The 24,147-nt window shown below is 69.4% G+C and carries 21 protein-coding genes; 10 read left to right on the top strand and 11 right to left on the bottom strand.

From position 1 onward, the window contains the following. Nucleotide 1: 1 nt before the first annotated feature. From LMA02_RS11120 to hutH, 4 genes are read right to left on the bottom strand one after another with little or no spacing between them, the layout of a single operon-like run. On the bottom strand, nt 2-652 hold the full coding sequence (locus LMA02_RS11120) for a HutD family protein (protein WP_228904903.1): 651 nt from the start codon (nt 650-652) through the stop codon (nt 2-4). A 2-nt stretch (nt 653-654) separates the two neighbouring features. Then, nucleotides 655-2,343 carry a urocanate hydratase gene (gene hutU, locus LMA02_RS11125; protein WP_166725203.1) on the bottom strand — a complete coding sequence of 563 codons (1,689 nt, stop codon included), beginning with the start codon at nt 2,341-2,343 and terminating at the stop codon, nt 655-657. A 38-nt stretch (nt 2,344-2,381) separates the two neighbouring features. After that, nucleotides 2,382-3,077, bottom strand: a complete 696-nt coding sequence (gene hutC / locus LMA02_RS11130; RefSeq protein WP_006754586.1) for a histidine utilization repressor — start codon at nt 3,075-3,077, stop codon at nt 2,382-2,384. Between the two features lie 4 nt (nt 3,078-3,081). Then, entirely contained in the window at nt 3,082-4,605 is a 1,524-nt protein-coding gene (hutH, locus tag LMA02_RS11135) for a histidine ammonia-lyase (protein WP_228904904.1), read from the bottom strand. Between the two features lie 226 nt (nt 4,606-4,831). On the opposite strand from hutH, the gene LMA02_RS11140 reads away from it, so the two are divergent. Beyond that, nucleotides 4,832-5,752, top strand: coding sequence for a glutamate/aspartate ABC transporter substrate-binding protein (locus LMA02_RS11140; RefSeq protein ID WP_175670762.1), 921 nt, complete (start codon nt 4,832-4,834; stop codon nt 5,750-5,752). A 21-nt stretch (nt 5,753-5,773) separates the two neighbouring features. Here the strand turns inward: LMA02_RS11140 and LMA02_RS11145 are convergent, their stop codons facing one another. Beyond that, on the bottom strand, nt 5,774-6,529 hold the full coding sequence (locus tag LMA02_RS11145; RefSeq protein WP_228904906.1) for a 4'-phosphopantetheinyl transferase family protein: 756 nt from the start codon (nt 6,527-6,529) through the stop codon (nt 5,774-5,776). Between the two features lie 142 nt (nt 6,530-6,671). Continuing rightward, entirely contained in the window at nt 6,672-7,721 is a 1,050-nt protein-coding gene (locus LMA02_RS11150) for an alpha/beta fold hydrolase (protein ID WP_228904908.1), read from the bottom strand. Between the two features lie 118 nt (nt 7,722-7,839). Between LMA02_RS11150 and LMA02_RS11155 the strand changes: the two genes are divergently transcribed. The 3 genes from LMA02_RS11155 to LMA02_RS35255 all read left to right on the top strand — a co-directional run bounded on the left by LMA02_RS11155 (nt 7,840) and on the right by LMA02_RS35255 (nt 10,437). After that, nucleotides 7,840-8,781, top strand: coding sequence for a LysR substrate-binding domain-containing protein (locus tag LMA02_RS11155; RefSeq protein WP_175726170.1), 942 nt, complete (start codon nt 7,840-7,842; stop codon nt 8,779-8,781). A 310-nt stretch (nt 8,782-9,091) separates the two neighbouring features. Next, a complete protein-coding gene (locus LMA02_RS11160; protein ID WP_228904910.1) occupies nt 9,092-10,324 on the top strand; it encodes an MFS transporter in 1,233 nt (410 codons plus the stop codon). Next, the gene (locus LMA02_RS35255; RefSeq protein WP_267478966.1) at nt 10,315-10,437 is read left to right on the top strand and encodes a hypothetical protein; all 123 of its coding nucleotides are present in this window, start codon (nt 10,315-10,317) and stop codon (nt 10,435-10,437) included. The genes LMA02_RS11160 and LMA02_RS35255 overlap by 10 nt, the downstream gene beginning before the upstream one ends. A gap of 9 nt (nt 10,438-10,446) precedes the next feature. Here LMA02_RS35255 and LMA02_RS11165 read toward each other — a convergent pair whose 3' ends face one another. Continuing rightward, the gene (locus LMA02_RS11165) at nt 10,447-11,949 is read right to left on the bottom strand and encodes a cryptochrome/photolyase family protein (RefSeq protein ID WP_228904912.1); all 1,503 of its coding nucleotides are present in this window, start codon (nt 11,947-11,949) and stop codon (nt 10,447-10,449) included. A gap of 380 nt (nt 11,950-12,329) precedes the next feature. Here LMA02_RS11165 and LMA02_RS11170 point away from each other — a divergent pair, with 380 nt between their 5' ends. Then, nucleotides 12,330-12,809, top strand: a complete 480-nt coding sequence (locus LMA02_RS11170) for an SRPBCC domain-containing protein (RefSeq protein ID WP_228904914.1) — start codon at nt 12,330-12,332, stop codon at nt 12,807-12,809. Nucleotides 12,810-12,950: 141 nt separating this feature from the next. On the opposite strand, the gene LMA02_RS11175 is transcribed toward LMA02_RS11170, so the two are convergent. From LMA02_RS11175 to LMA02_RS11190, 4 genes are read right to left on the bottom strand one after another with little or no spacing between them, the layout of a single operon-like run. Then, nucleotides 12,951-13,931: an acetyltransferase gene (locus tag LMA02_RS11175; RefSeq protein ID WP_228904916.1), complete on the bottom strand. Its 981-nt coding sequence runs from the start codon at nt 13,929-13,931 to the stop codon at nt 12,951-12,953. 17 nt (nt 13,932-13,948) lie between these two features. Beyond that, complete coding sequence (locus tag LMA02_RS11180) at nt 13,949-14,740, bottom strand: SDR family oxidoreductase (protein WP_228904918.1); 792 nt, start codon at nt 14,738-14,740, stop codon at nt 13,949-13,951. 40 nt (nt 14,741-14,780) lie between these two features. Continuing rightward, nucleotides 14,781-15,974, bottom strand: coding sequence for a sulfotransferase family protein (locus tag LMA02_RS11185; RefSeq protein ID WP_228904920.1), 1,194 nt, complete (start codon nt 15,972-15,974; stop codon nt 14,781-14,783). Further along, a complete protein-coding gene (locus tag LMA02_RS11190; protein WP_228904921.1) occupies nt 15,971-17,080 on the bottom strand; it encodes a DUF1214 domain-containing protein in 1,110 nt (369 codons plus the stop codon). The genes LMA02_RS11185 and LMA02_RS11190 overlap by 4 nt, the downstream gene beginning before the upstream one ends. A gap of 213 nt (nt 17,081-17,293) precedes the next feature. Between LMA02_RS11190 and cysD the strand changes: the two genes are divergently transcribed. From cysD to LMA02_RS11215, 5 genes are all read left to right on the top strand, one after another. Further along, entirely contained in the window at nt 17,294-18,190 is an 897-nt protein-coding gene (gene cysD, locus LMA02_RS11195) for a sulfate adenylyltransferase subunit CysD (RefSeq protein ID WP_228904922.1), read from the top strand. Further along, nucleotides 18,190-20,103 carry a sulfate adenylyltransferase subunit CysN gene (cysN, locus tag LMA02_RS11200; protein WP_228904924.1) on the top strand — a complete coding sequence of 638 codons (1,914 nt, stop codon included), beginning with the start codon at nt 18,190-18,192 and terminating at the stop codon, nt 20,101-20,103. The genes cysD and cysN overlap by 1 nt, the downstream gene beginning before the upstream one ends. 150 nt (nt 20,104-20,253) lie before the next feature. Next, nucleotides 20,254-21,441: a helix-turn-helix transcriptional regulator gene (locus LMA02_RS11205; RefSeq protein WP_228904925.1), complete on the top strand. Its 1,188-nt coding sequence runs from the start codon at nt 20,254-20,256 to the stop codon at nt 21,439-21,441. A 304-nt stretch (nt 21,442-21,745) separates the two neighbouring features. Then, nucleotides 21,746-23,107, top strand: a complete 1,362-nt coding sequence (locus LMA02_RS11210) for an MFS transporter (protein WP_228904928.1) — start codon at nt 21,746-21,748, stop codon at nt 23,105-23,107. Further along, nucleotides 23,094-24,143 carry a lactonase family protein gene (locus tag LMA02_RS11215; protein ID WP_228904930.1) on the top strand — a complete coding sequence of 350 codons (1,050 nt, stop codon included), beginning with the start codon at nt 23,094-23,096 and terminating at the stop codon, nt 24,141-24,143. The genes LMA02_RS11210 and LMA02_RS11215 overlap by 14 nt, the downstream gene beginning before the upstream one ends. The last annotated feature ends 4 nt before the right edge of the window (nt 24,144-24,147 follow it).

Genomic DNA, 24,147 nt, shown 5'->3' on the forward strand with positions numbered 1-24,147 from the left:
TTCAGTCTCGTTCGCCGACGGCGAGCGACACGGCGAGCAGCGCGCCGCCTCCGCTCACGACGACGTCAAACGCACGCCGCGGCCCGTCGAGCCGCAGCGTGTCCATTTCCTGCAGCGCGTAATGCGCGCCGTCGATCTCGACGCCGACCGCGCCGGTCGCGCAGAACAGCAGCACGGTATCGGCGCGCTCGACGCGGTGCGTGCCTTCGGGCCACACGTCGACGGTCCCGCGCGCGGCCGAGCGGCGCGTCATCAGGTTGAAGTCGCGGGTCGGGCCGTCGTGCAGCGTCGCGTCGATCGCCGTTTCGCCGGCGAAATCCGCACGGGCGAGCGGCGCATCGAGCACATGGCGCGCGCCGCCCGCTTCCGTGAGCGTCATGCCCGCGCCGGACAGCAGCACCAGTGTGCGGTCGACGCCGTCGAAACGCGAGAACGGCCCGGCCGCGTCGACGTCCGCGACGCTCACGCGCCATGCGAACGCATCGAGCGCGGCGCCCGGCACCGGCCCGGATGATGTTCCCCGGGGCGAAAATGCCGCGATTTCGCGCGTCACGCCACCGCCGTTCTTCCACGGCGACGCAACGAGATCCGCCGCGCGGATCATCGCGGCGGCCAGTGTTGCGTGCACCGGCGCCTGGTCGAGCGCCGTCATGCTCAGCGGCCGAGCATCGGCAGCTTCAGGCCGGCTTCGCGGGCCGTCTGCTGCGCGAGTTCGTAGCCGGCATCCGCATGGCGCATCACGCCTGTCGCCGGATCGTTCAGCAGCACGCGGCCGAGGCGCTCGTGCGCTTCGGCGGTACCGTCGGCGACGATCACGACGCCCGAGTGCTGCGAGAAGCCCATCCCGACGCCGCCGCCATGGTGCAGCGACACCCACGATGCGCCGCCCGCGGTGTTCAGCAGGGCGTTCAGCAGCGGCCAGTCGCTCACGGCGTCCGAACCGTCCTTCATCGATTCCGTCTCGCGGTTCGGGCTCGCGACCGAACCGGTGTCGAGGTGGTCGCGGCCGATCACGATCGGGGCCTTCAGTTCGCCGTTCTTCACCATCTCGTTGAACGCCTGGCCGAGGCGATAGCGATCCTTCACGCCGACCCAGCAGATCCGTGCCGGCAGGCCCTGGAACGCGATGCGCTCGCGTGCCATGTCGAGCCAGTTGTGCAGGTGCGCGTCGTCGGGGATCAGCTCCTTCACCTTCTGGTCGGTCTTGTAGATGTCTTCCGGATCGCCCGACAGCGCGACCCAGCGGAACGGACCCTTGCCTTCGCAGAACAGCGGGCGGATATAGGCCGGCACGAAGCCCGGGAAGTCGAATGCGTTCTCGACACCCATTTCCAGCGCCATCTGGCGGATGTTGTTGCCGTAGTCGAGCGTGGCCGCGCCGCGTTCCTGCAGCGTCAGCATCGCGCGCACCTGCTCGGCCATCGACTGCTTCGCGACCTTCACGATGCTTTGCGGATCGACCTTCTGCGCCTCGCGCCATTGCGCGACGGTCCAGCCTTGCGGCAGGTAGCCGTTGATCGGGTCGTGCGCGCTCGTCTGGTCGGTCACGCAATCGGGCGTGACGCCGCGCTTGACGAGTTCCGCGAACACGTCGGCCGCGTTGCCGAGCAGGCCGATCGAGACCGGCTTGCCGGCGCGCTTCGCTTCGTCGATCATGCCGAGCGCTTCGTCGAGCGTCGTCGCCTTCTTGTCGACGTAGCGGGTCTTCAGGCGGAAGTCGATGCGCGTCTCGTCGCATTCGACCGCGATCATCGAGAAACCCGCCATCGTCGCGGCCAGCGGCTGTGCGCCGCCCATGCCGCCCAGGCCGCCCGTCAGGATCCAGCGGCCCGAGGGGTCGCCGTTGAAGTGCTGGTTCGCGACCGAGAAGAACGTTTCATAGGTGCCCTGCACGATCCCCTGGCTGCCGATATAGATCCAGCTGCCGGCCGTCATCTGGCCGTACATCATCAGGCCCTTGCGGTCGAGCTCGTGGAAGTGATCCCAGTTCGCCCAGTGCGGCACGAGGTTCGAGTTCGCGAGCAGCACGCGCGGCGCATCCGTGTGCGTGCGGAATACGCCGACCGGCTTGCCCGACTGGATCAGCAGCGTTTCGTTGTCCTCGAGATCCTTCAGCGACGCGAGGATCTGGTCGTAGCATTCCCAGTTGCGCGCCGCGCGGCCGATGCCGCCGTACACGACGAGTGCGTGCGGATGCTCGGCGACTTCCGGATCCAGGTTGTTCTGGATCATCCGGTAGGCCGCTTCGGCCAGCCAGGTCTTGCAGACCTTCTCGCTGCCGCGCGGTGCGCGGATCGTGCGCGTCGGATCGAGACGGGGATCGATGTGTTTCGGATGGTTCATGACAACTGCTCCCGAAGGAAAGTGAAGATCAATTGGAATCAGAAATGCCCGGTGAAGCGATAACGACTGCCCGGGTGCCACAGATTCGCCACCGAGGCGACGACGCCCTGCGACCAGGTACGCCGATGTAAAACCAGACACGGCTCGACGTCGTCCATCCGCAACTGCTCGCGCCGCTCGGGCGCCGGAGCCGCCGCTTCGATCCGGTACTCGACGCGCTGCAGCGGGGCCGCGCGCATCAGGTACAGGTTCGGCGTCGTGTTCGTGAAATCCTGCTCGGCATAATCCGGCGCGACCGCCGGATTCACCCATCGTTCTTCGAGCTGGACGGGTTCGTCATTCTCGAAGTGCAACACCTGCGAATAAAACAGCTTTGCGCGCACGGCCATCTGCATCTCGTCGGCGAGCGCCTCGTCGGCGCGGATCGTGTCGAGGCCGAGCACGCTGGCGCGGTACGCATGCCCGCGCGCGTCGACCTCTTCCGAAATGCTGCGGATCGCGACGAGCGTCGACTCGTACTTCGGCCGCGCGACGTAGGTGCCCGCGCCCTTCATGCGCGTGAGCACCTGCTCGGCCGTCAACTCGCGCAACGCGCGGTTGACGGTCATGCGCGCGACCTTGAACTCGCGGGCCAGTTCGTTCTCGGAGGGCACCTGGTCGCCCTCCGCCCACTCGCCGGCGTGAATGCGGCCCAGGATGAAATCCTTGATCTCCTGGTAGACCGGCGCGCTCATGGGCTTACTGTTCCGATGCGAACGAGAACGGCGCGACCTTCGCGAACGCGCGCTCGCTGACGAGCTTCGCGATCACCGCGATGTCCGGTGCGAAGTAGTGGTCGAGCTCGTAGTGCGCCACATGGCTGCGGATCGTTTCCATCACCGGCGCGAGCTTCGGGCTCGTGTGGTACGGCGCGCGCAGGTCGACGCCCTGCGCGGCGGCCAGCAGTTCGATCGCGAGGATGTACTTCGTGTTGTCCGCGATGTCGGCGAGCTTGCGCGCGGCGAAGGTCGCCATCGACACGTGGTCTTCCTGGTTCGCCGAGGTCGGCAGCGAGTCGACCGATGCCGGGTGCGCGAGCGTCTTGTTTTCCGATGCCAGCGCGGCAGCCGTCACGTGGGCGATCATGAAGCCCGAGTTCACGCCGCCGTCCTTCACGAGGAACGGGGGCAGGCCCGACAGCGTCGCGTCGATCAGCAGCGCGATGCGGCGCTCGGCCAGCGCGCCGATTTCGGCCGCGGCGAGCGCGAGGTTGTCGGCCGCGAATGCGACGGGTTCAGCGTGGAAGTTGCCGCCCGACAGCACTTCGCCGGTATCCGGGAAGATCAGCGGGTTGTCCGACACGGCGTTCGCTTCGATCAGCAGCACGTCGGCCGCGTGGCGCATCTGGTCCAGGCACGCGCCCATCACCTGCGGCTGGCAGCGCAGGCTGTACGGATCCTGCACCTTGTCGCAGTCGAGGTGCGACTGGTTGATCGGCGAGCCGTCGAGCAGGTCGCGGTACGACGCGGCCGCGTCGATCTGGCCGCGATGGCCGCGCAGCTCGTGGATGCGTGCGTCGAACGGCTTCACCGAGCCGGCTGCCGCGTCGACCGACAGCGCACCCGCGACGAGCGCGGTGCGGTACAGGTCTTCGATCGAGAACATGTTGTCGAGCGCCAGCGCCGTCGAGGCCTGCGTGCCGTTCAGCAGCGCGAGGCCTTCCTTCGCCTGCAGCGTCAGCGGCGCGAGGCCCGCGACGCGCAGACCATCGAGCGCGCTCGCGCGCTCGCCGCGGATGAACACTTCACCGACGCCGAGCAGCACGGCCGACATGTGCGCGAGCGGCGCGAGGTCGCCCGATGCGCCGACCGAGCCCTTCACCGGGATCAGCGGCAGCACGTCGGCGTTGAACAGCGTGATCAGCGCATCCATCACTTCGCGGCGAATGCCCGAGTGGCCGCGGCCGAGGCTCGACAGCTTCAGTGCCATCAGCAGGCGCACCGACGAGCGCGCCATCGGCTCGCCCACGCCGACCGCGTGCGACAGCACCAGGTTCTTCTGCAGCAGCTCGAGCTGGTCGTGCGGGATGTGCGTGCTGGCCAGGCGGCCGAAGCCCGTGTTGATGCCGTATGCCGGCTCGCCCTTCGCCGCGATGTCGGCGACGGCCTTCGCGCCGGCGTCGATCTTCGCGAAGCTCGCCGGGTCGAGCGTGAGCTGCACGGATTCGCGCGCGATCTTGCGCAGTTGCGGGAGGGTCAGGTGGCCGGGGGTCAACGTAATCATGTGAGCAATCCTGTCTAGACAAGTTCGGGATGGATTGCAGTGTAGCCATCGGAACTTGTCTAGACAACCCCGTTTTTAATGATTTCGACTCGGGAGTTTCCCTGATGTCGGGTGCGGCCCGCAGGAGTAGCCGGACAGGCTCCGCAATTAACATATGTTGCAATTATTTTGTCTTTGGCAACATACGAATCCGCACCTTCCTGCCATCCGCCTTCGGAGACCTGCCATGACCATCCCGCCCCGGTTGACCGCCCTTTTCGGCCGCAGCCTGCTCGTCGCCGCGTGCGCGCTCGCGTGCGGCGCGTCGCTTGCCGCGGAGCCGCTGTCCGGCACGCTCGAGAAGATCCGGCAGGCCGGCCTGATCTCGATCGGTCACCGCGAAACGTCGGTGCCGTTCTCCTACGTTGACGCGAGCGGCAAGGTGATCGGCTTCTCGCAGGACCTGTGCGATCGCGTGATCGCCGCCGTGAAGGCGCGCACCGGCAAGCCCGACCTGCAGGTGCGCTTCATCCCGGTCACGTCGCAGAACCGCATCCCGCTCGTGCAGAACGGCACCGTCGATCTCGAATGCGGGGTGACCACCAATCTCGCCGCGCGCCACGCGCAGGTCGCGTTCTCGACCACCTTCTTCGTCGCGACGACGCGCCTGCTCACGCGCACGAGCTCGGGCATCCGCGACTTCCCCGATCTCGCCGGCAAGACGGTCGTGACGAACCAGGGCACGACGTCCGAACGCCTGCTGCGCAAGATGAACGAGGAAAAGAAGCTGAACATGCAGATCATCAGCGCGAAGGACTACGGCGAAGGACGCCTCACGCTCGAATCGGGCCGCGCGGCCGCCTACATGATGGACGACGTGCTGCTCGCGGGCGTGCGCCAGCTCGCGGCGAAGCCGGCCGACTGGCAGATCGTCGGCACGCCGCAGTCGTCGGAAGCGTATGGATTCATGCTGCGCAAGGACGATCCGCAGTTCAAGGCGCTCGTCGACGGCGTGCTCGTGCAGCTGATGAAGAGCGGCGAGATCAATGCGCTGTACGACAAGTGGTTCATGAAGCCGGTGCCGCCGAAGGGGCTCGCGTTCGACTTCCCGATGAGCGACGTGATCAGGACGCGCTACGCGGCGCCGAACGACGCACCGCTCGAGTGAGCGCCGCGCGGTGACCTCGGCTCATGCGCGCGTCCACGCGACGCACGCCGCGTAGCCGGGCGCCGCGTCGAGCCAGAGCGCGTCGAACGCCGCCACGCCGGCCGCCGGCGCGCCCGGCTCGACGATCGTCGTCGCGGGCGTCGCCGCGTCGCGCGGCGGCACGACGGCGAACGCGCGCAGCCCACCGCCGATGCCGGTGCCGAGCGCCTTGAGCAGCGCCTCCTTCGCGGACCACACGCGCATGAACGCGTCGGCACGCGCGCCGGGCGGCAGGCCGTCGAGAAACGCGGCCTCGGCGGCCGCGCACACTTCGTCCGTCAGCGCGCGCCAGTCGGTCGTGCGGTTGCAGCTTTCGATATCGACGCCGACGCGCCCCGTCTCTGTCCATGCGATGAGCGCGTGATCGCCCGCGTGCGACACGTTGAAATCGAGCGATGCGCGATGCGCGGGATCCAGCGACGGCCGTCCCGATGCATCGACGACGATCGCGATATCGTTCGGCGCCAGATCGAGCGCCGCGCCGAGCACGTCGCGCAGCGCGGCGCGCGTCGCGGCGCTGCGCACCGCATCCTCGTGTCGAAGATAGCGCCCGGCACGCGCGCGCTCGGCGTCGCTCAATGCCGCATAGGCGGGCGACGCGAGCGGCACGCGCCAGTCGAAATCGATGCGCGCGACCTGCACGCCGGCACGCGACGCGGCAGGCGGCAGGTCGAGCAGGTGCACGCGCCATGCGCGCGACAGGTCGGCGGAAATCTCGGAATCGGGCGGAACGGACATCGGCACGCAGCAGGCAGTCGAATCAAACGTCCGATGTTAATCGATCGCGCCGGGTGCGGATCGATGCGTCGCGACCGGAATCGCCGGCAGCGGCAGGTGGCGCGGCCATCTGATCGACGCGGCCACCCGGTTGCGGGCGCGGTCAGCCTTGTGCGACGGCACCCGGCACGCCGCTTCCCGCCAGCCGCGCACGCTGCGCCGGATGGCGCGCGTGGACGTGGCCCGGCGCATCGGCCGGCAGCACGCCGTGTTGCAGCCAGTACAACGCGGCGGGCCACAGCGTGTCGGTGAAGCGGCTGTGGAAGAACGCAAAGTGGCCGATCGCATCGACGCCGATGTCGCGCGGCGCGATCCGCAGATGCGTGACGTCGCTGCCCGTGTAGTAGCCGACCAGCCGTTCGATCGCGTCGACCGTGCCGAAGCCGTCGTCTTCGAGGCCGATCGCGAGCATCGGCGCCGACAGCCGCGCGAAGCGGGTCGGCAACGCGGCGCGGCTCGCCGCGGTTTCGGCGAGCAGGCCATGCGTGTAGGCATCCTCGAAGCGCGGTTGCGCGCGCACCCACGACAGCGCGACGCCGCGCGGCGTGTCTTCCATCCAGCCGAGCCGTTTCGCGGGCACATAGCCGAACACGGCCGCGAGCGCCGGCATCGCGACGTGCCACTTCAACCACATGCGCCGCCGCTCTTGCGGCCGGTAGTCGCGCCAGTACGCATACTGCGCGCCGACGGTCACCACATGACGCACACACGCGTTCGACGCCGCGAGCCCGAGCACGCAGCCGCCGATGCTGTGCGCGACGACGTCGAGCGGCTGGCCCGCAAACGCGTCGCGCGCGTACTGCAGCGCGGCCTCGCAATCGAGCCGCCCCCAGTCGAGCCAGTTCGCGCGCAGCGTCGCGAGCCGCGCGGGGCGCGATCCGCCGATGCCGCGATAGTCGTAGACGAGCACGTCGCGCCCCTGCGCGAACAGCCACGCCGCGAAGCGGAAGTAATAGTCGCAGCGCACCGACGTCGCGCAATTGATGACCGTCACGGGCCGCCCGGCGCCACCGCCGCCGCCGCGATGGCGCCACACGTAGCCGCGCAACGCGTAGCCGTCGGCCGCGGTCAGCGTCACGGGCTGCGGCGGCAATACGCCCGCCGCTCGCTCGGCCGCGCGCGCCGTCCCGCCTGCTTCGTTCGAAATCGTCATCCTGTCTCCTGTGCGGCACCACCTGACGCGGCGCCCGCCCGTCGGCCAGCCTCCATTGAACTTGACGCGCCCGGCGTTCTCAACCAATCTTGCTGCTCCGTTCGCATGAGCCCTACGCATGTCAACGCCGCTCGTCCGTCTCCCGTCGCTGGACCTCGTGCGCGGCTTCGTCGCCGTCGGCCGCCGCATGAGCATCACGCTCGCCGCGCAGGACTTGTGCGTCACGCAGTCGGCCGTCAGCCGCCAGGTGCATGCGCTCGAAGCGCATCTCGGCGTCGCGCTGCTGCAGCGCGGCTATCGGAAGATCGCATTCACGCCCGAAGGCGAGCGGCTGTTCCGCGCCGCGGATGCGGCGCTGCTCAGCCTGCAGGACACCGTCGCGTCGCTCGCCGCCGCGCGCGAGCGCCAGCCCGTCACGATTACCGCGAGCATCGGCGTCACCGCGCTGTGGCTGCTGCCGCGACTCGGGCGCCTGCAGGCGCGCCTGCCCGAGGTCGACTTGCGCGTCGCCGCGAACGACAAGGTACTCGATTTGCGCGCGGAAGGCATCGACCTCGGGATCCGCTACTGCCCGCGCGAGCGCGCGCCGGCCGGCGCGGTGCGGCTGTTCGACGAGATCGTCGTGCCGGTCGCGCACCCCGCGCTGGCCGCCCGGCCCGTCACCGACGCGGCCGCGATCGCGGACCACGTGCTGCTCGAATTCGACGGACCGCCGCAAACGCAGCTGCAATGGCGTGCGCACCTGCACGCAGCCGGCCTCGGCGACGCGCGCCCCAAGGGCGTGCTGCGCTTCAACCAGTACGACCAGGTGATCCACGCCGCGATCGCCGGCCAGGGCGTCGCGCTCGGACGGCTCGCGCTCGTCGCGCCGATGCTCGCCGACGGACGGCTCGCGGTGCTCGGCCCACGCTCGCAGGCGTCGTCGGATGCCTATGGCTACTGGCTGTTCCGGCACGATCCGGCACCGCGCCGCGAAGTCGCCGACGTGCGCGACTGGATTCTCGCCGAAGCGGCCGAGTGCGACGCGGCAATGCGCGCGTACGACGTGGCGCAGCGGTAGCCGCGCGCGATTTTTCGCGTCGAGTCGATGCCGGCGGCGGCGATCGTTGTGCGACGGATCACGCCGCCGCAGGCGATGGACCGGCGCCGTAACAGCGCATCGGCCGCGTGTTGCGCCGACAGCCTGCGCGGCAGCGGCTCCACGCACCCGGCCCGCACCGCCCTCCTCTCCGGCAGCGCGTCCGACCCGTCTCGCATTCCCTGCACGCATGCGAACCCGACCGAATGATCGCTTGAGCGACACCGCGACCGGATCGTCTAATCGGATCGAACGCGGCCGTCGCGCCGCACGCATTCATCCGGAGACACGCATGACCCCGATCGAACGAGACGCCCGGCGCCGCTGGCTGCCGGTACTCGCAGGCGGCCTGATCATGGGCGCCGCGCTCGGCATCCGCCACGTGCAGGGATTATTCCTCGCGCCCGTCACGCTCGACCACGGCTGGTCGCGCGAAGCGTTCGGTCTCGCGCTCGCGCTGCAGAACCTGATCTGGGGCATCGCGCAGCCGTTTACCGGGATGATCGCCGACCGCTTCGGGTCGGTGCGCGTGATCGTCGCCGGCATGCTGCTGTACGCGGCCGGGCTCGTCACGATGGCGCTGGCGGCGTCGATCGGCGTGTTCACGGCCGGCGCGGGGCTCGTGATCGGCATCGCGCTGTCGGGGTCGGCCTTCGCGTCGATCTACGGGGCGCTGAGCCGGCTGTTTCCGCCCGACCAGCGCGGCTGGGCACTCGGCGTCGCCGGCGCGATCGGCGGACTCGGCCAGTTCTGCATGGTGCCGGTCGCGCAGGTCCTGATCGGCGGCATCGGCTGGCAGCATGCATTCGTCGCGCTCGCCCTCGTCGCCGCGCTGCTCGCGCCGCTCGCCGTGCTGGTGCGCGACCGGCCCGCGCAGGCCACGAGCCATGCCGACAGCACCGACCAGTCGATCGCGGCGGCCGTGCGCGAAGCGTTCGCGCACCGCGGCTTCTGGCTGCTGAACGCCGGGTTCTTCGCATGCGGGTTCCAGCTCGCGTTCATCGCGACCCACCTGCCGGCCTACCTGCTCGATCATGGCCTGCCCGCGCGCCATGCCAGCGTCGCGCTCGCGCTGATCGCGCTGACCAACGTGGCCGGCACCTACGCGTGCGGCCATCTCGGCGGGCTGCTGCGGCGCAAGTACGTGCTATCCGTGCTGTACCTCGTGCGCGCGCTGGCGATGGCCGCGTTCGTTGCCGCGCCGTTGTCGCCCGTGAGCGTCTACGTGTTCGCGGCCGTGATGGGCTTCACGTGGCTCGGCACGGTGCCGCTGACCAATGGCGTGATCTCGCAGGTGTTCGGCGTGCGCTACATCGCGACGCTGTTCGGCTTCGTCTTCTTCGGGCACCAGCTCGGCAGCTTCTTCGGCGTGTGGCTCGGCGCGCTCGTGTACGACGCGACGCATTCGTACCTGCCGCTGTGGATCGGCTCGATCGCGCTCGGCGTGCTAGCCGCGCTGCTGCACCTGCCGATCGACGACGCGCGCATCGCGCGCCCCAGGTCGGCCAAGGCCGCATGGGCCTGATCCGTGCGGCGCTGGCCGCCGGCGTGCTCGCGTTCGTCGCGTGGTGCGGCGTGACCTACTTCGATTCGGGCCTCGCGCTCGCGCTGCTCGAGCATGCGGCGTTCTGCAACTGACGCGGCACGTTACACCGCGCGCGGATGACCGGCGGCGCTCGACTTCGGCAACGTGGCCAGCGCATCGAGCGCACGACGGCGCGCGCCGTCGTGATCGACGATCGGCGCCGGATAGTCGAGCCCGAGCCGCACGCCGGCCGCCGCCAGCTGCGCCGCGGACGCCTCCCAGGGCGCATGGATCGCCGCCGCGTCGAGGCCCGCGAGTTCCGGCACCCAGCGGCGCACGTACGCGCCCTGCGGGTCGAACTTCCGGCCCTGCGTCACCGGATTGAAGATGCGGAAATACGGCGCGGCGTCGGCCCCGCAGCCGGCCACCCATTGCCAGTTCGCCGGGTTGTTCGCGGCGTCCGCATCGACGAGCGTGTCGTGGAACCAGCGCTCGCCCGCCCGCCAGTCGATCAGCAGATGCTTGACGAGGAACGACGCGACGACCATCCGCACGCGGTTGTGCATCCAGCCGGTCGTCCACAGCTCGCGCATTCCCGCATCGACGAGCGGGTAGCCGGTGAGCCCGCGCTGCCATGCGCGCAGCGCGGCGGGATCGTCGCGCCACGGCATCGCGTCGAACTGCGCGCGAAAGTTGTCGGTCGCGAGCGCCGGGAAGTGATACAGCAGCACGTGGCTGAATTCGCGCCAGCCGAGTTCGCTCAGGAATTTCTCGGCACCGGCCGCGCACGCCGCACCGCCCGCCGGTGCCGCCCCCTGCACCGCATGCCACACCTGTCGCGGCGACACGTTGCCGAAGCGCAGGAACGGCGACAGCCGGCTCGTCGCGGGCTGGCCGGGTCGATCGCGTGTGTCGGCGTAGCCGGCCAGCGACTCGTTCACGAACGCATCGAGCCGCGCGTGCGCGCCGGCTTCGTCGGGTGCCGGCCACGCGTCGCGCAGACCGCCCGCCCAGTCCGGCGCGTGCGGGCGCAACGCGAGTGTGTCGAGCGCCAGCGCGCGTTCGCGCACGCCGGCCGGCCACGGATGAAACGCGATCCGCTCCGGTTCGGGCAGCGGCGCCGCCACCGTGCGATCGCGCCGCACCGCGCGCCAGTATGCGGTGAACACCTGGAACGGCGTACCGGCGCCCGTCATCACTTCCCACGGTTCGTTCAGCAGGCTGCCGTTGCTGCTCTCGACCTCGAGGCCGTGCACCTTCAGCGACGCCTTCAACGCCGCATCGGCATCGCGCTGCGGCTGCGCGTAGCGGCGGTTCCAGTACACGGCCACCGCGCCCGTGTCGTGCACGACGCGCTCGATCTCGCGCTGCGCATCGCCGCGCAACAGCAGCAGGCGTCCGCCACGACGCGCGAGCGCCCCGTCGAGTGCGGCGAGCGAGCCGTGCAGCCACCAGCGCGCCGCGCCGCCGAGCGCACGCCCCGCCCCCTCGCCCGTATCGTCGACATACACGCATACGAGCGGCCGGCCCGACGCGACTGCGCGCGTCAGCGCGGGCTGGTCGGTCACGCGCAGATCGTCGCGGAACCACACGACGGCAGGAGCAACGGACGACTTGGCTGACACGGGCACCTCGCGGCAGGAAATTGAAAGTGACCCGTATTGTCGCGGCAGGCTCGCGCGATGTCGATGCATGCAACGCATGCGGCGCCCGCGCGTGCATCGCGTGCCGACGCCGGATCGCCGGCCCGGTGAAACGCCTTAGTCCATTCCGACGATTCTTCGTCGCATGCGCCGGCCTACGCTCGATGTCGGGTTCGCCGCGACGCGCGGCACGCGCCGGCCGCACACCGGCCACGCGCATCGCGCGACGCCTGTGCCCTGCCCGCCGGCGCCCGCGCGGACCGCTCCGTCCGCCGCAGTGCGTCCGGCCGTGCGGCCACGCGATCCCGCAGTCCCGCAGTCCCGCAGTCCCGTCCTCATCATCAATCTCACCCGATACCGCCATGACCAAACCAGCCAATCTCGTCACCTCGATCACCGTCGCGATCGACGCGCCCGCTTCCGTCGTCTGGGAAGTGCTGACCGACTTCCCGCGCTACGGTGAATGGAACACGTTCTGCGTCGGCCTCGAAACGACCGGCCGAATCGGCGACTTCGTCCACATGCAGGTGCGCATTCCCGGCACGGAGACCGTCATTCCCGTCAACGAAATCCTCGTTGCCTGCGAGCCGGAACGCCTGCTGTCGTGGGAGCAGCGCGCGACCGACGACAACCGGGACGCCGCGCGCCGCGATCAGTATGTCGAAGCCGACGGCGCCGAACGCTGCCGCTACTTCACGACCGACCAGTTTCTCGGCATCAACGCGGAAACGATCATGCGCGAGCACGGCGGCTGGGTGAAACAGGGGTTCGACCAGTGCGCGCGGGACGTGAAGCAGCGCGCGGAAGCGCTGCACGCGGCGCGCGGGCGCTCGGGCGCGTGACGGAAAGAAACCGATGCGGGGTTCACGCGCGACGCGGCGATCGACTCTCGCGCGACGGGCCTCGCCGACGCGATCGGCTGAAGCTGCGCGACGCGCGCGCCGTGGCATTGCAGCACGGCGCGCGCGTCGCAGGCCCGCGGGTCAGTCCAGACGGAACGCCGCTTCGAAACGCTCGGCGAACGCGTCGAACTCGGCTTCCGGCAGATGGTTGATGCCGCCCGCGCGCTTGCGCCCGCCGCCGGTCGGGAAACCGCGGCAGAACTCGTCGGCGCCGAGCGGCCTGCCGTCGGGCACGCGCACGCTGACCACGAGCCCGCCCTGCGCACGCGGCGACAGCACCGCAAGCGCCGCATGCGGCGCATTGCGCATCCGCTCGTTCGCGAGCATCCCCGACACGCGCCGCGCCCACGGTTGATCCGGCATCCTGATCAGCGTCGCGCCCGGCACGTCGCGCAGCGGCACGAGCGCGCATGCCCGCGCCATGTCGTCGCGATAGCCGTCGCGCAGCGCGGCGAACACCGGCGTGTCACGCACGAAGTCGAGCGGATCGACGCACGGCAGCATCGCATCGGCCAGCACCGCCGGATCGAAATGCAGGTCGCCGACGCAGTCGCCGTATGCGTTGTAGTTCAGGTAGAGCCCGAGCTCGGCCAGCGTGCAGCGTTCGGTTTCGTCGATTCCGTATTCGCGGGCGAGCGCGTCGCCAAGCGCCGGCAGTTCGTCGCCGAACGCCGCGACGATCGCCCAGCGCACGTGCCGGCCGCCGAGATAACGGTTCACGAGCGCGCTCGTGCAGATGTCGGCGGCCGTGTCGATATACGCATCGAAACGCGGATCGCCGGGCAACGCGCCCGCGAAGTGATGATCGAAGTAGCGAACCGCGGCGCCGTCGCGCAGCAGCCGCGCACATGCGTCGCGGTTCTGGTCGTGCGACACGTCGAGCACGGTCACGCGATCGCCGGCCCGCGCGTCGATTCGCTCGAGCAGCTTGATGTCGCGCTTCACGCCGGTCACGAGCGTGCCGCCCGCGCCCTCCACGAGCCGCAGCTGTTGCAGCGCGCAGAGGCCATCCGCGTCGCCGTTGAACGCGAAGAAATGCCGTGCCTGTCGAGTTTCCTGCATGATTCGCTGCTCCCTCCTCAGGGCATGAAATCGCCGCCGTTCGCATCCAGCGTCGCACCGGTCACCGCGTTCGCATAATCCGACGCAAGGAACAGCGCCGCGCGCGCGCAGTCGTCGTCGGTCGGCAGCTTCGCGAGCGCGATGTTCGACGCGACCGGCGCGATGATCTCCTCCTCCGTCATCCCGTACTCGGCTGCCGCCTGCCGGAAATACGTCTGCGTCGGCACGCCCCACATCCACCCCATGTGGATGCTGTTCGCGCGGATCCCGTGCACGCCGAGCTCGCGCGCCAGATATTTTGCCGCAACCGCGAGCGCGCCCTTCGATACAGCGTAGCCCGATTCCCCTGCAAATGGCTTGCGAGTCGCTTGCGTGTTGATCATCACGATCGCGCCGCGCTTCTGCCGCTTCATGTGCGGCACGATTTCCTGCGTGAGCGTCATCGTGCCGAACACGTTGGTGTCGAACACCGCGCGCCAGCCGTCGAGATCGGCGTCCTCCACTGCCTCCGGAAACGTGCCGTGCACGAACGCGCTGTTCACGAGCGCGTCGATCCGGCCGAAGCGCTCGATCGCCAGCGTCGCGAGTTGCCGGCATTGCGCGCGCTCGGCGATGTCGGTGCGCACCTTCAGCACGTCGCACGCGACGCCGAGTGCGCCGATCCGTGCTTCCGCATCCTCGAGCTTCTCCATCGTGCGCGCCGCGACGACGACGCCGCGCGCGCCCTCGCGCGCCGCCTCGACGGCGAGCTTCACGCCGAGCCCCGGCCCGATCCCGGAAATCACGACGATCTTGTCCTTCAGCAACATGGGTTGTCTCCTGGTGGTCGTTGGTCTCGCGGGCGCGCCGTCAGCCGGCCGCCTGCAGGTGCCGCGCGCGATACGCGGCGAAATCGTGCGCCAGTTGCGCAGCGGTGAAGCCGAAGCGCGCGATCGAATAGTCGTGCGCGGCACGCTTGTCGCGGCCGTTGCGCGCCATCCAGTCCGTCATCGCCGCGCACTGCCGCGCATCGAGCGGCATGCCGGCAAAGCGGTACACGGCTTGCGCGACGCCGAGCGGATTCGACACGGTGTCCTCGAAACGCACGTCGAGAAATCGCTCGGCCGGCAGCGCGTCGCGCGCCGTCATCGCCGCGCCGATCGCACGCGCCATCCCCGCGTTCCACTGCGTGCCGACCGTGCGCGGATCCGGGTCGTCCGCATACATCTGCCACAACGTGTGCGCCATGCTCGCCATCGACGGAATCGTCTGCGCCGGCTCGCGGTGCGTGAGCACCACCTGCGCCCGCGGGAACACGCGGCACAGCACGTCGAGCGCGTGCAGGTGCTGCGGCGTCTTGAGCAGCCAGCGCTCGGCCGGCGCGACGCCGCGCCGCGCCTTCTGCCACTGCAGGAACTGCAGCATCCGCTTCAGGTACGTATAGACCGGCGTCAGGTCCTGCTTCGCGAGCCACGCCGTATACGTCGGCACGTTCGCGTACGAATCCATCGCGCACACGAACGAGTGCTCCATCAGCATGAACTCCTCGTCGGCGAGCATCGCATCGAGCGGATGAATGGCCAGGATCTGCGGAATGCAGTCGATCATCATCGCGACCTCCGCCTGCGCGCGCGCGATGCGCACGGTCGGTGCGTCGAGCGTCTCGCCGGCGAGCGGCGCCGGATAGCGCGTTTCCCACCACGCGGCGGAATAAAAGCGCGGATCGACGGCGAGCAGCCGCTGCAGCAGCGTCGTGCCGGTACGCGGCAGCCCGACGATCACGAGCGGATCGTCGATCGCGATGTCGGCGATCTCCGGATGGCGGCGGCCGTAGTACTCGACGACGAGCCGGTTCACGAGCTGGCCGACGAGCTTCTCGCGCATCATCTCCGCGCCGCGCGCGGACAGCTTCGCTTCGTCGATCAGCGATGCGCACATCACGTCGAGCGCCTCGCGATACGGCCCGTCGCCGAACGCGGTGAGCCCGCCCGTGCGCGACACGGCCTCGGCGATCAACCCGTCGGCGTTAAGCTGCGCGCGGATCTGGTCGAGTGGCGCGTTCATGCCGCCGCCTGCAACGTGGCGAGCTTGACGACGCGCGTGCGCGGATGCACCGGCTGCGCGGCCCCGACCCAGCGCCAGCAGATCGTGCCGGTGCGATGCCCGGCCGTATCGAGCCAGTTCGCGTCACCCGGCCGCGACGCGGCGACCACCACCGTCACGCCGCCGTCGGCATTCAGCCGCGCGCCGTGCTTGTTCACGCAGATGTCGAAGTGCCGGTAGTCGAGCGACTCCATCCAGTAGTTGTTGAGCTGCACGTTCCAGAAGTCGCAGTCGGGCACCGTGTCGACGTCGATCACGAGCGCCTCGTCCTCGGCCAGCGACCAGCACGAGTGGTAGTAGTAGATGTTCGGATCGCCGCCGACCGACTGGCACAGCGCCTGATCGGCGGGCGGCAGCGCGTTCACGTGCGACCCGTAGCTCGCGGCCCAGTCGGCGAACAGCTTCGACGTCTGCTCGACGAACCGCGCGGCGCGCGTGAGGCCGCCCTGCAGCACGAGCGGGTCGAGCGGCGCCGGACGATCGTGCGCGCCGATGCGCGCGATCTTCAACTGCGCCGGCGTCTCCGCGCGCCGGTCGAGGAAGGTCTGGCGCACCAGCAGCGCGTTCGTGCCCGGCTCCATGCGCACCCAATTGCCCGCGCGCGGCGTCTCGCTCAGCACGATCTCGAAGCTGCCGTCCGGCGCGAGCTCGAGTTGCTTCGCATCGAGAAAGCCGGTCTGCAGCATCTTGCCGTCCGTCTCGTAGCCGCCCTTCTGCGTGCCGAAGCTCAGGTACGCGACCGTGCCGCGCCGCCCCGTCACGCGATATTCGCAGCGGCCGTCGAGGCGCGCGTACTGGTACAGGTTGTCGGGATTGTCGGCGCCGATCTTCGCGGTCTCGTGCGACGGCGAGAAGAAGCCGGGCCACGCGCCGTCCGCGAACTCGACGTGCATCTCGAGGGCAATGCGCATCAGCCGGCTCAGGTAGCGGAACCCTTCCGCGCGCGTGAGCGGATCGTCCGGCGCCTCGGCGCGCAGGATCTGCTGGCCGCTGCGTTTCAGGGTGTCGCAGAAATCGGCCCAGGTCTGGCCCGAAAGCAATTGCGTGGCACGTGTGTCGTCCGTCATGTGTCGTCTCCGCCGATGGTCGAGCGCTCACCTTAAGCGAGCGCCGCGCGCACCACTTCGTCCGGGTGGACTAAGGAAAGATCCGCTGCGCGAGCGCACCGCGGTTTAGTCCACCCGGACGAAGAACGGCCTCCCCTCGCTCGATACCGTTGGCGTCATGCACGAAACGCCGCACATGTCGCGCGGCGCCGGCATGAAACAAGGAGACGAACGATGTTGACCCACTTGGAGCGACTGGAGGCCGAAAGCATCCACATCATGCGCGAGGTGGTCGCGGAAAGCGAAAACCCGGTGATGCTCTATTCGATCGGCAAGGACAGCTCGGTCATGCTGCATCTCGCGATGAAGGCGTTCTACCCGGCGAAGCCGCCCTTTGCGCTGCTGCATGTCGATACGACGTGGAAGTTCCGCGAGATGATCGCGTTTCGCGACGAGACGGCCGCGCGCCTCGGCCTCGACCTGCGCGTGCACGTGAATCCCGACGGCGTGTCGAACGGCATCAATCCGTTCACGCACGGCTCGGCCATGCACACCGACGTGTGGAAAACCCAGGGGCTCAAGCAGGCGCTCGACCATTACGGCTTCGACGCCGCGTTCGGCGGCGCGCGCCGCGACGAGGAGAAGTCCCGCGCGAAGGAGCGCATCGTGTCGCTGCGCTCGGCGCAGCACCGCTGGGACCCGAAGCGCCAGCGCCCCGAACTCTGGTCGCTCTACAACGCGCGCAAGCGCAAGGGCGAAAGCCTGCGCGTGTTCCCGATCTCCAACTGGACCGAGCTCGACATCTGGCAGTACATCCAGCTGCACGACATTCCGATCGTGCCGCTCTACTACGCGAAGGAGCGGCCCGTGGTCGAGCGCGACGGCGCGCTGATCATGGTCGACGACGAACGCCTGCCGCTGCGCGAAGGCGAAGTGCCGCAGATGCGCAAGGTGCGCTTTCGCACGCTCGGCTGCTATCCGCTGACGGGCGCGATCGACAGCGACGCGACTTCGCTCGACGACATCGTGCAGGAGATGCGCGACACGCGCACGTCCGAGCGCCAGGGACGGCTGATCGACAGCGATTCGGCCGGTTCGATGGAAAAGAAGAAACAGGAGGGCTATTTCTGATGGCACACGTTCTCACCGCGCCCGACACGCGCGCGCAAGCGACACCCGACATGCATGCCGACGCTGCACCGACGCAGGACCTGCTGCGCTTCATCACCTGCGGCAGCGTCGACGACGGCAAGAGCACGCTGATCGGTCGCCTGCTCTACGAATCGAACATGCTGTTCGACGACCAGCTGACCCAGCTCGAGGCCGATTCGAAGAAGGTCGGCACGCAAGGCGGCGAACTCGATTTCGCGCTGCTCGTCGACGGTCTGTCGGCCGAGCGCGAACAGGGCATCACGATCGACGTCGCGTACCGCTTTTTCGCCACCGCGCGACGCAAGTTCATCGTCGCCGATACCCCCGGCCACGAACAGTACACGCGCAACATGATCACCGGCGCGTCGACCGCCGATCTCGCGGTGATCCTGATCGACGCGCGCAAGGGCGTGCTCTCGCAGACGCGCCGCCACAGCCACCTCGTCGCGCTGATCGGCATCAAGCGCGTGGTGCTCGCGATCAACAAGATGGATCTGGTCGACTACGACCGCGCCGTGTTCGAGCGCATCGACGCCGACTATCGCGCGTTCGCGGCCGAACTCGGTCTCGAGGAGATCGTCAGCATTCCGATATCCGCGCTGCGCGGCGACAACGTGATCGCGCCGGGCACGCGGATGCCGTGGTACGCGGGCCCGACGCTGCTGCAGCATCTCGACACGCTGCCGATCGTCGAGCGCGTGACACGCGACGAACCATTCCGGCTGCCCGTGCAATGGGTCAACCGTCCGCACCTGAACTTCCGCGGCTACGCCGGCAGCATCGCGTCGGGCGAAGTCCGCGTCGGCGAACGCGTGCGCGTGCTGCCGTCCGGCAAGGAAAGCCGCGTCGCGTCGGTGATCACGCCGGCCGGCGAAGCCGAGGTCGCGCGCGCCGGCGCAGCGGTGACGCTCACGCTCGTCGACGAAATCGACATCAGCCGCGGCGACATGATCGCGCGTGCCGACGCGCCGCCGGAGGTGGCCGACCAGTTCGAGGCGACGCTCGTGTGGATGCACGACGAGCCGCTGCTGCCGGGCCGGCCGTATTTCGTGAAGCTCGGCACGCAGACGGTCGGCGCGACCTGCGCGACACCGAAGTACAAGATCGACGTGAACACGCGCGAGCATCTCGCCGCGCGCACGCTCGCACTGAACGAGATCGGCGTGTGCAACCTGAGCTTCGACCGGCCGGTCGCGTTCGATCCGTACGACCGCAACCGCCACACGGGCGGCTTCATCGTGATCGACCGCTTCACCAACGACACGGTCGGCGCCGGCATGCTGCACTTCGCGCTGCGCCGCGCGCACAACGTGCACCGGCAGGCGGTCGACGTCGACCGCGACGCGCGCGCGGTGCAGAAGGCGCAGACGCCGCGCATCGTGTGGCTGACCGGGCTGTCTGGGGCGGGCAAGTCGACGATCGCGAACCTCGTCGAGCGTCGACTGCATGCGCTCGGCAAGCACACCTACCTGCTCGACGGCGACAACGTGCGGCACGGGCTCAACCGCGATCTCGGCTTCACCGAGGCCGATCGCGTGGAGAACATCCGGCGCGTGGCCGAGGTCGCGCGGCTGATGCTCGATGCCGGGCTCGTCACGCTCGTGTCGTTCATCTCGCCGTTCCGCGCGGAACGCGACATGGCCCGCGCGTTGGTCGGCCGCGACGAGTTCGTCGAAGTGTTCGTCGACACGCCGCTCGCGATCGCCGAGGAACGCGATCCGAAGGGCCTGTACAAGAAGGCACGCCGGGGCGAGCTGAAGCACTTCACGGGCATCGACTCGCCGTACGAGCCGCCCGCGCGGCCCGAGCTGCGCATCGATACGGTGACCGAGTCGCCGGAAGCGGCGGCGGAGCGCATCGTCGCGTACCTGCTGCGCGAGCGCGCGGCATAAGCGACGTAAGCAGCATAAGCAGGCTCGGGCAGCACAAGCGCCGCCGCCTAGCCACGGCCCGCGTCGTCTACTCCGTTCGGATGACGCGGGCCGCTGGCCGGTCGGTATGCTGGGTCGGCAGCATTCACCCCGACCCAGGAGAACACGAGCATGCGGATCGCGCTGGCGCCCGGCGACACGGCCGCGCACGACGGTTTCGACGACGCGGCATGGACGGCCCGCGAACTCAGCGCGTGGCTCGGGCTCGTCTATCAGGGCCCGTCCGAAACGACGCCGTGGGCGGACTTTCTCGAAGCGATGCGCGTGCGGCTCGACGCGAGCTTCACGACGCTCGTGCTGCGCAACCCCGGCGGCTCGCGGCGCGGGCTCATCATCAACGCATCGGCGCACGGCCCGCTGCTGCCCGGCGAGCCGTCGTACAGCGAGCAGTTCTACGCGCTGTGCCCGTTTCTCGACCAGCCGCCCGGCCAGGTGTTCACGGCCGACGCGCTGTTCGGCGCCGCCCGATGGTGCGCGCACGATTTCTACCGGCAGTACCTGCAACCGCTCGACCTGCGCTTCATCCTCGGTGCGGTTCTGCGCGGCGAGGGCGGCGTCGAGTGCGCGTTCTTCGTGAGCCGCGCGCATCACGGCCGCGATTTCGACGCGGCCGAACGCGCGCAGGTCGCGACGCTGCTGCCGCATCTGCAGCGCGCGGTCGAGCTGCATGCGGCGCTCGACGTGCTCGACGCCGAGCGCGCGCTGTACGCGGGCGCCGTCGACAGGCTCGACGTCGGCACCGCGATCCTCGACGAGGACGGCCGCGTGATCAAGCACAACCGCATCGCCGAGCGGCTGATCGAGCAGCAGGACGGCCTGTGCCTGCGCCAGGCGCGGCTCCATGCGTCGTGCCCGCTCGACGAGCGCCGGCTGCAGAAGGCGCTGCAGGCCACGCTCGAGCATTTCCGCGCGGGCGCGCTCGGGCGCATCGAGGCCACCACGCTGTCGCGCCCCGGCGGCGCGATGCCGTTGAACGTGCTGCTGCGCCCGCTCGCGCCGTATCACGGCGCGCAGGACCGCCAGCACCGGCCGGCCGTCGCGGTGTTCGTCCGCGATCCGGCGTCGTCGCCGCAGACCTCGCGCGACATGCTGCACCGGCTGTTTCGCCTCACGCCGATGGAAACCGAGATCGCGCTGCTGCTCGTCGACGGCCTGACACTCGACGAAGCGGCCGCCGCGACCGGCATCACGAAGAACACCGCCCGCGCGCACCTGCGCGGGATCTTCGCGAAGACGGGCGCGACGCGGCAGGCCGTGCTCGTGAAGACGCTGCTGAACAGCGTCGTGTCGATGGCGTAGCGGGCCGCGGCGGAACCCCGCCGGTTGCTCCCAGGGCGAAGCCCGCCGAAGCGCGGCGCCGCGGAGCCTGCCGAGCGCCGGCTGTCAGCCGGTGTTGGCGATCCCACGTCATACGTCATCAGATGTGATTGAACCCGTCGACACCCTCATGATATTCCCCAATATTTGGGTATATTCGGGGTAAACCCGCGACGCCACGCCTGGACCTCAGGCGTACCATGTCATACGACGACATACTACTTAAATCACCATCCCGACGCCGACGCGGGCCGCCGCCCCGTTCGCCGCCCGACCGGAGACACCCTTGACCTCACCCGCCCTGCCCGGCCGCGACCCGCTCGCGTCCGCCGTTTCGAAAGTGAAGTGGCACGTGCTGCCGCTCGTGCTGATCATGTTCATCGCGAACTACATCGACCGCGTGAACGTCGGCTTCGTCGATCGCCACCTCGAAGCGTCGATCGGAATCGGCGCGGCCGCGTACGGGCTCGGCGCCGGCCTGTTCTTCGTCGGCTACGCGCTGTTCGAAGTGCCGTCGAACCTGCTGATGCAGCGCTACGGCGCACGCATCTGGCTTGCGCGGATCATGGCGACGTGGGGCATCGTCGCGGCCGCGATGGCGTTCGTGTGGAACGACACGTCGTTCTATGCGCTGCGCTTCCTGCTCGGCGCGGCCGAGGCCGGCTTCTTCCCCGGCGTCGTGCTGTACCTGTCGCAATGGCTGCCGCCGCAGGAACGCGGCAAGGCGATGGCGATCTTCCTCGGCGGTTCCGCGTTCGCGTCGGTCCTGTCCGGGCCCGTCACCGGCGCGCTGCTGTCGATCCACGGCTTCGGCCTGCAGGGCTGGCAGTGGATGTTCCTGATCGAAGGGATGTTCTCGGTCGCCCTGTGCGGCGCGAACTGGCTGCTGCTGAAATCGCACATCCGCGACGCGACGTGGCTCACCGCCGACGAACGTGCGGCGCTCCAGAACGCCCTCGATGAAGAGCGCGCGACTCGCGACGTGCGCTCGAAGGTGCACGTGTCGGCCACCACGCTGCTGCGCGACCCGCAGATCATGCTGTTCTGCTTCCTGTATTTCGCGATCCAGCTGACGATCTACGCGGCCACCTTCTGGCTGCCGACGATCATCCGCAAGATGGGCGGCCTCACCGACTTCCAGGTCGGTCTCTACAACACGATTCCGTGGATGATCGCGATCGGCGCGATGTACGGCTTCGCGGTGCTGTCCGCGAAGTGGAAGCATCCGCAGCGCTGGCTGTCGTTCGCGCTGGTGCTGGCCGCGTGCGGGCTGTTCGCGTCGACGTCGCACGATCCCGTCTGGTCGTTCGCGTCGATCTGCTTCGCCGCGCTCGGCTTCAAGGCCGCGTCGTCGCTGTTCTGGCCGATCCCGCAGGGCTACCTCGACACGCGCGTGGCCGCGGCCGTGATCGCGCTGATCAACTCGATCGGCAACCTCGGCGGCTTCGTCGCGCCGACGGCATTCGGCTATCTGAAGCAACATACGGGTTCGATCACGGGCGGCCTGTATGCGCTCGCGATCGCGTCCCTCGTCGCGGCGGTCGCCGCGCTGTTCGCGCGCACGTACCGGCGCAGCGATCCGCCGCGCGGCCTGCCGGCCGACGAGTCCTTCACGAACACCGCGATGCTCCGCCATGCCGAACACTGATCGCCTGACCGTCGTCGTCTCGAATGCCGTCGACGGCGACCTCGCCACGTTCTCGCTCACGTCCGACGGCGCGCTCGCGCCGCTCGCCCGCTACCCGGTCGGCGACGCCGCGATGCCCATCGCCGTGCAGCCCGATCGCGCGCGGCTGTACGTCGCGACGCGCGGCGAGCAGCCGACGATCGTCGCGTTCCGCGTCGCGACCGGCACCGGCGCGTTCGCACGCATCGGCGCGACCGCGATCGACGCGAGCCATGCGTACCTGTCGCTCGACCGCAGCGGCCGCTGGCTGCTCGGCGCGTCGTACGGCGGCAATTCGCTGAGCCTCTACGACGCCGCACGCATGCGTGACGGCGACGGTGCGCCGCTGCAGGTCGCGCACGGCATCACGAACGCGCATGCCGTCGTCGTGTCGCCGGACAACCGCTTCGCGTATGTGAGTTCGCTCGGCTCGGACCGGATCTTCACGTTCGCGCTGGTCGAGGATGCCGGCGGCCTGCGTGCGCTCGAACACGGCGAAACGCGCGCGCCGGGCGGCTTCGGGCCGCGTCACCTGCGCTTCGCGCGCGACGGCCGTGCACTCGTCGTGGTCAGCGAATTCCAGGCCACGCTCGCGACCTTCGCCCGCGACACCGACAGCGGCCGCCTCGGCGACGCGCAGGTCAGCACGCGGCACCCGGCCGTCGCCGACCTCGCGCAAGGCCATGCGCGCCCGCCCGCGCCGACCGGGCCCGCCGTGTGGGCCGCCGATCTGCACCTCACGCCCGACGAGCGCTTCGCGTATGTCAGCGAACGCACGTCGAGCCAGTTGCTCTGCTATCGCCGCGCCGCGGACGGCAGCTTCGAACCCGCGCACGCGACGATCACCGAAACGCAGCCACGCGGCTTCGCGATCGATCCGTCGGGACGCTGGCTCGTCGCGTGCGGCGAACAGTCGGAATACGTGTCGGTCTACGCGATCGCGCCGGACGACGGCACGCTGGCGTTGCACGCGCGCGTGCCCGGTGGGCGCGGCGCGAACTGGGTTGCGCTCGTCTGATGGG

It is taken from the genome of Burkholderia sp. B21-005 (assembly GCF_020843965.1).
Classification (GTDB): Bacteria; Pseudomonadota; Gammaproteobacteria; order Burkholderiales; family Burkholderiaceae; genus Burkholderia; species Burkholderia ambifaria.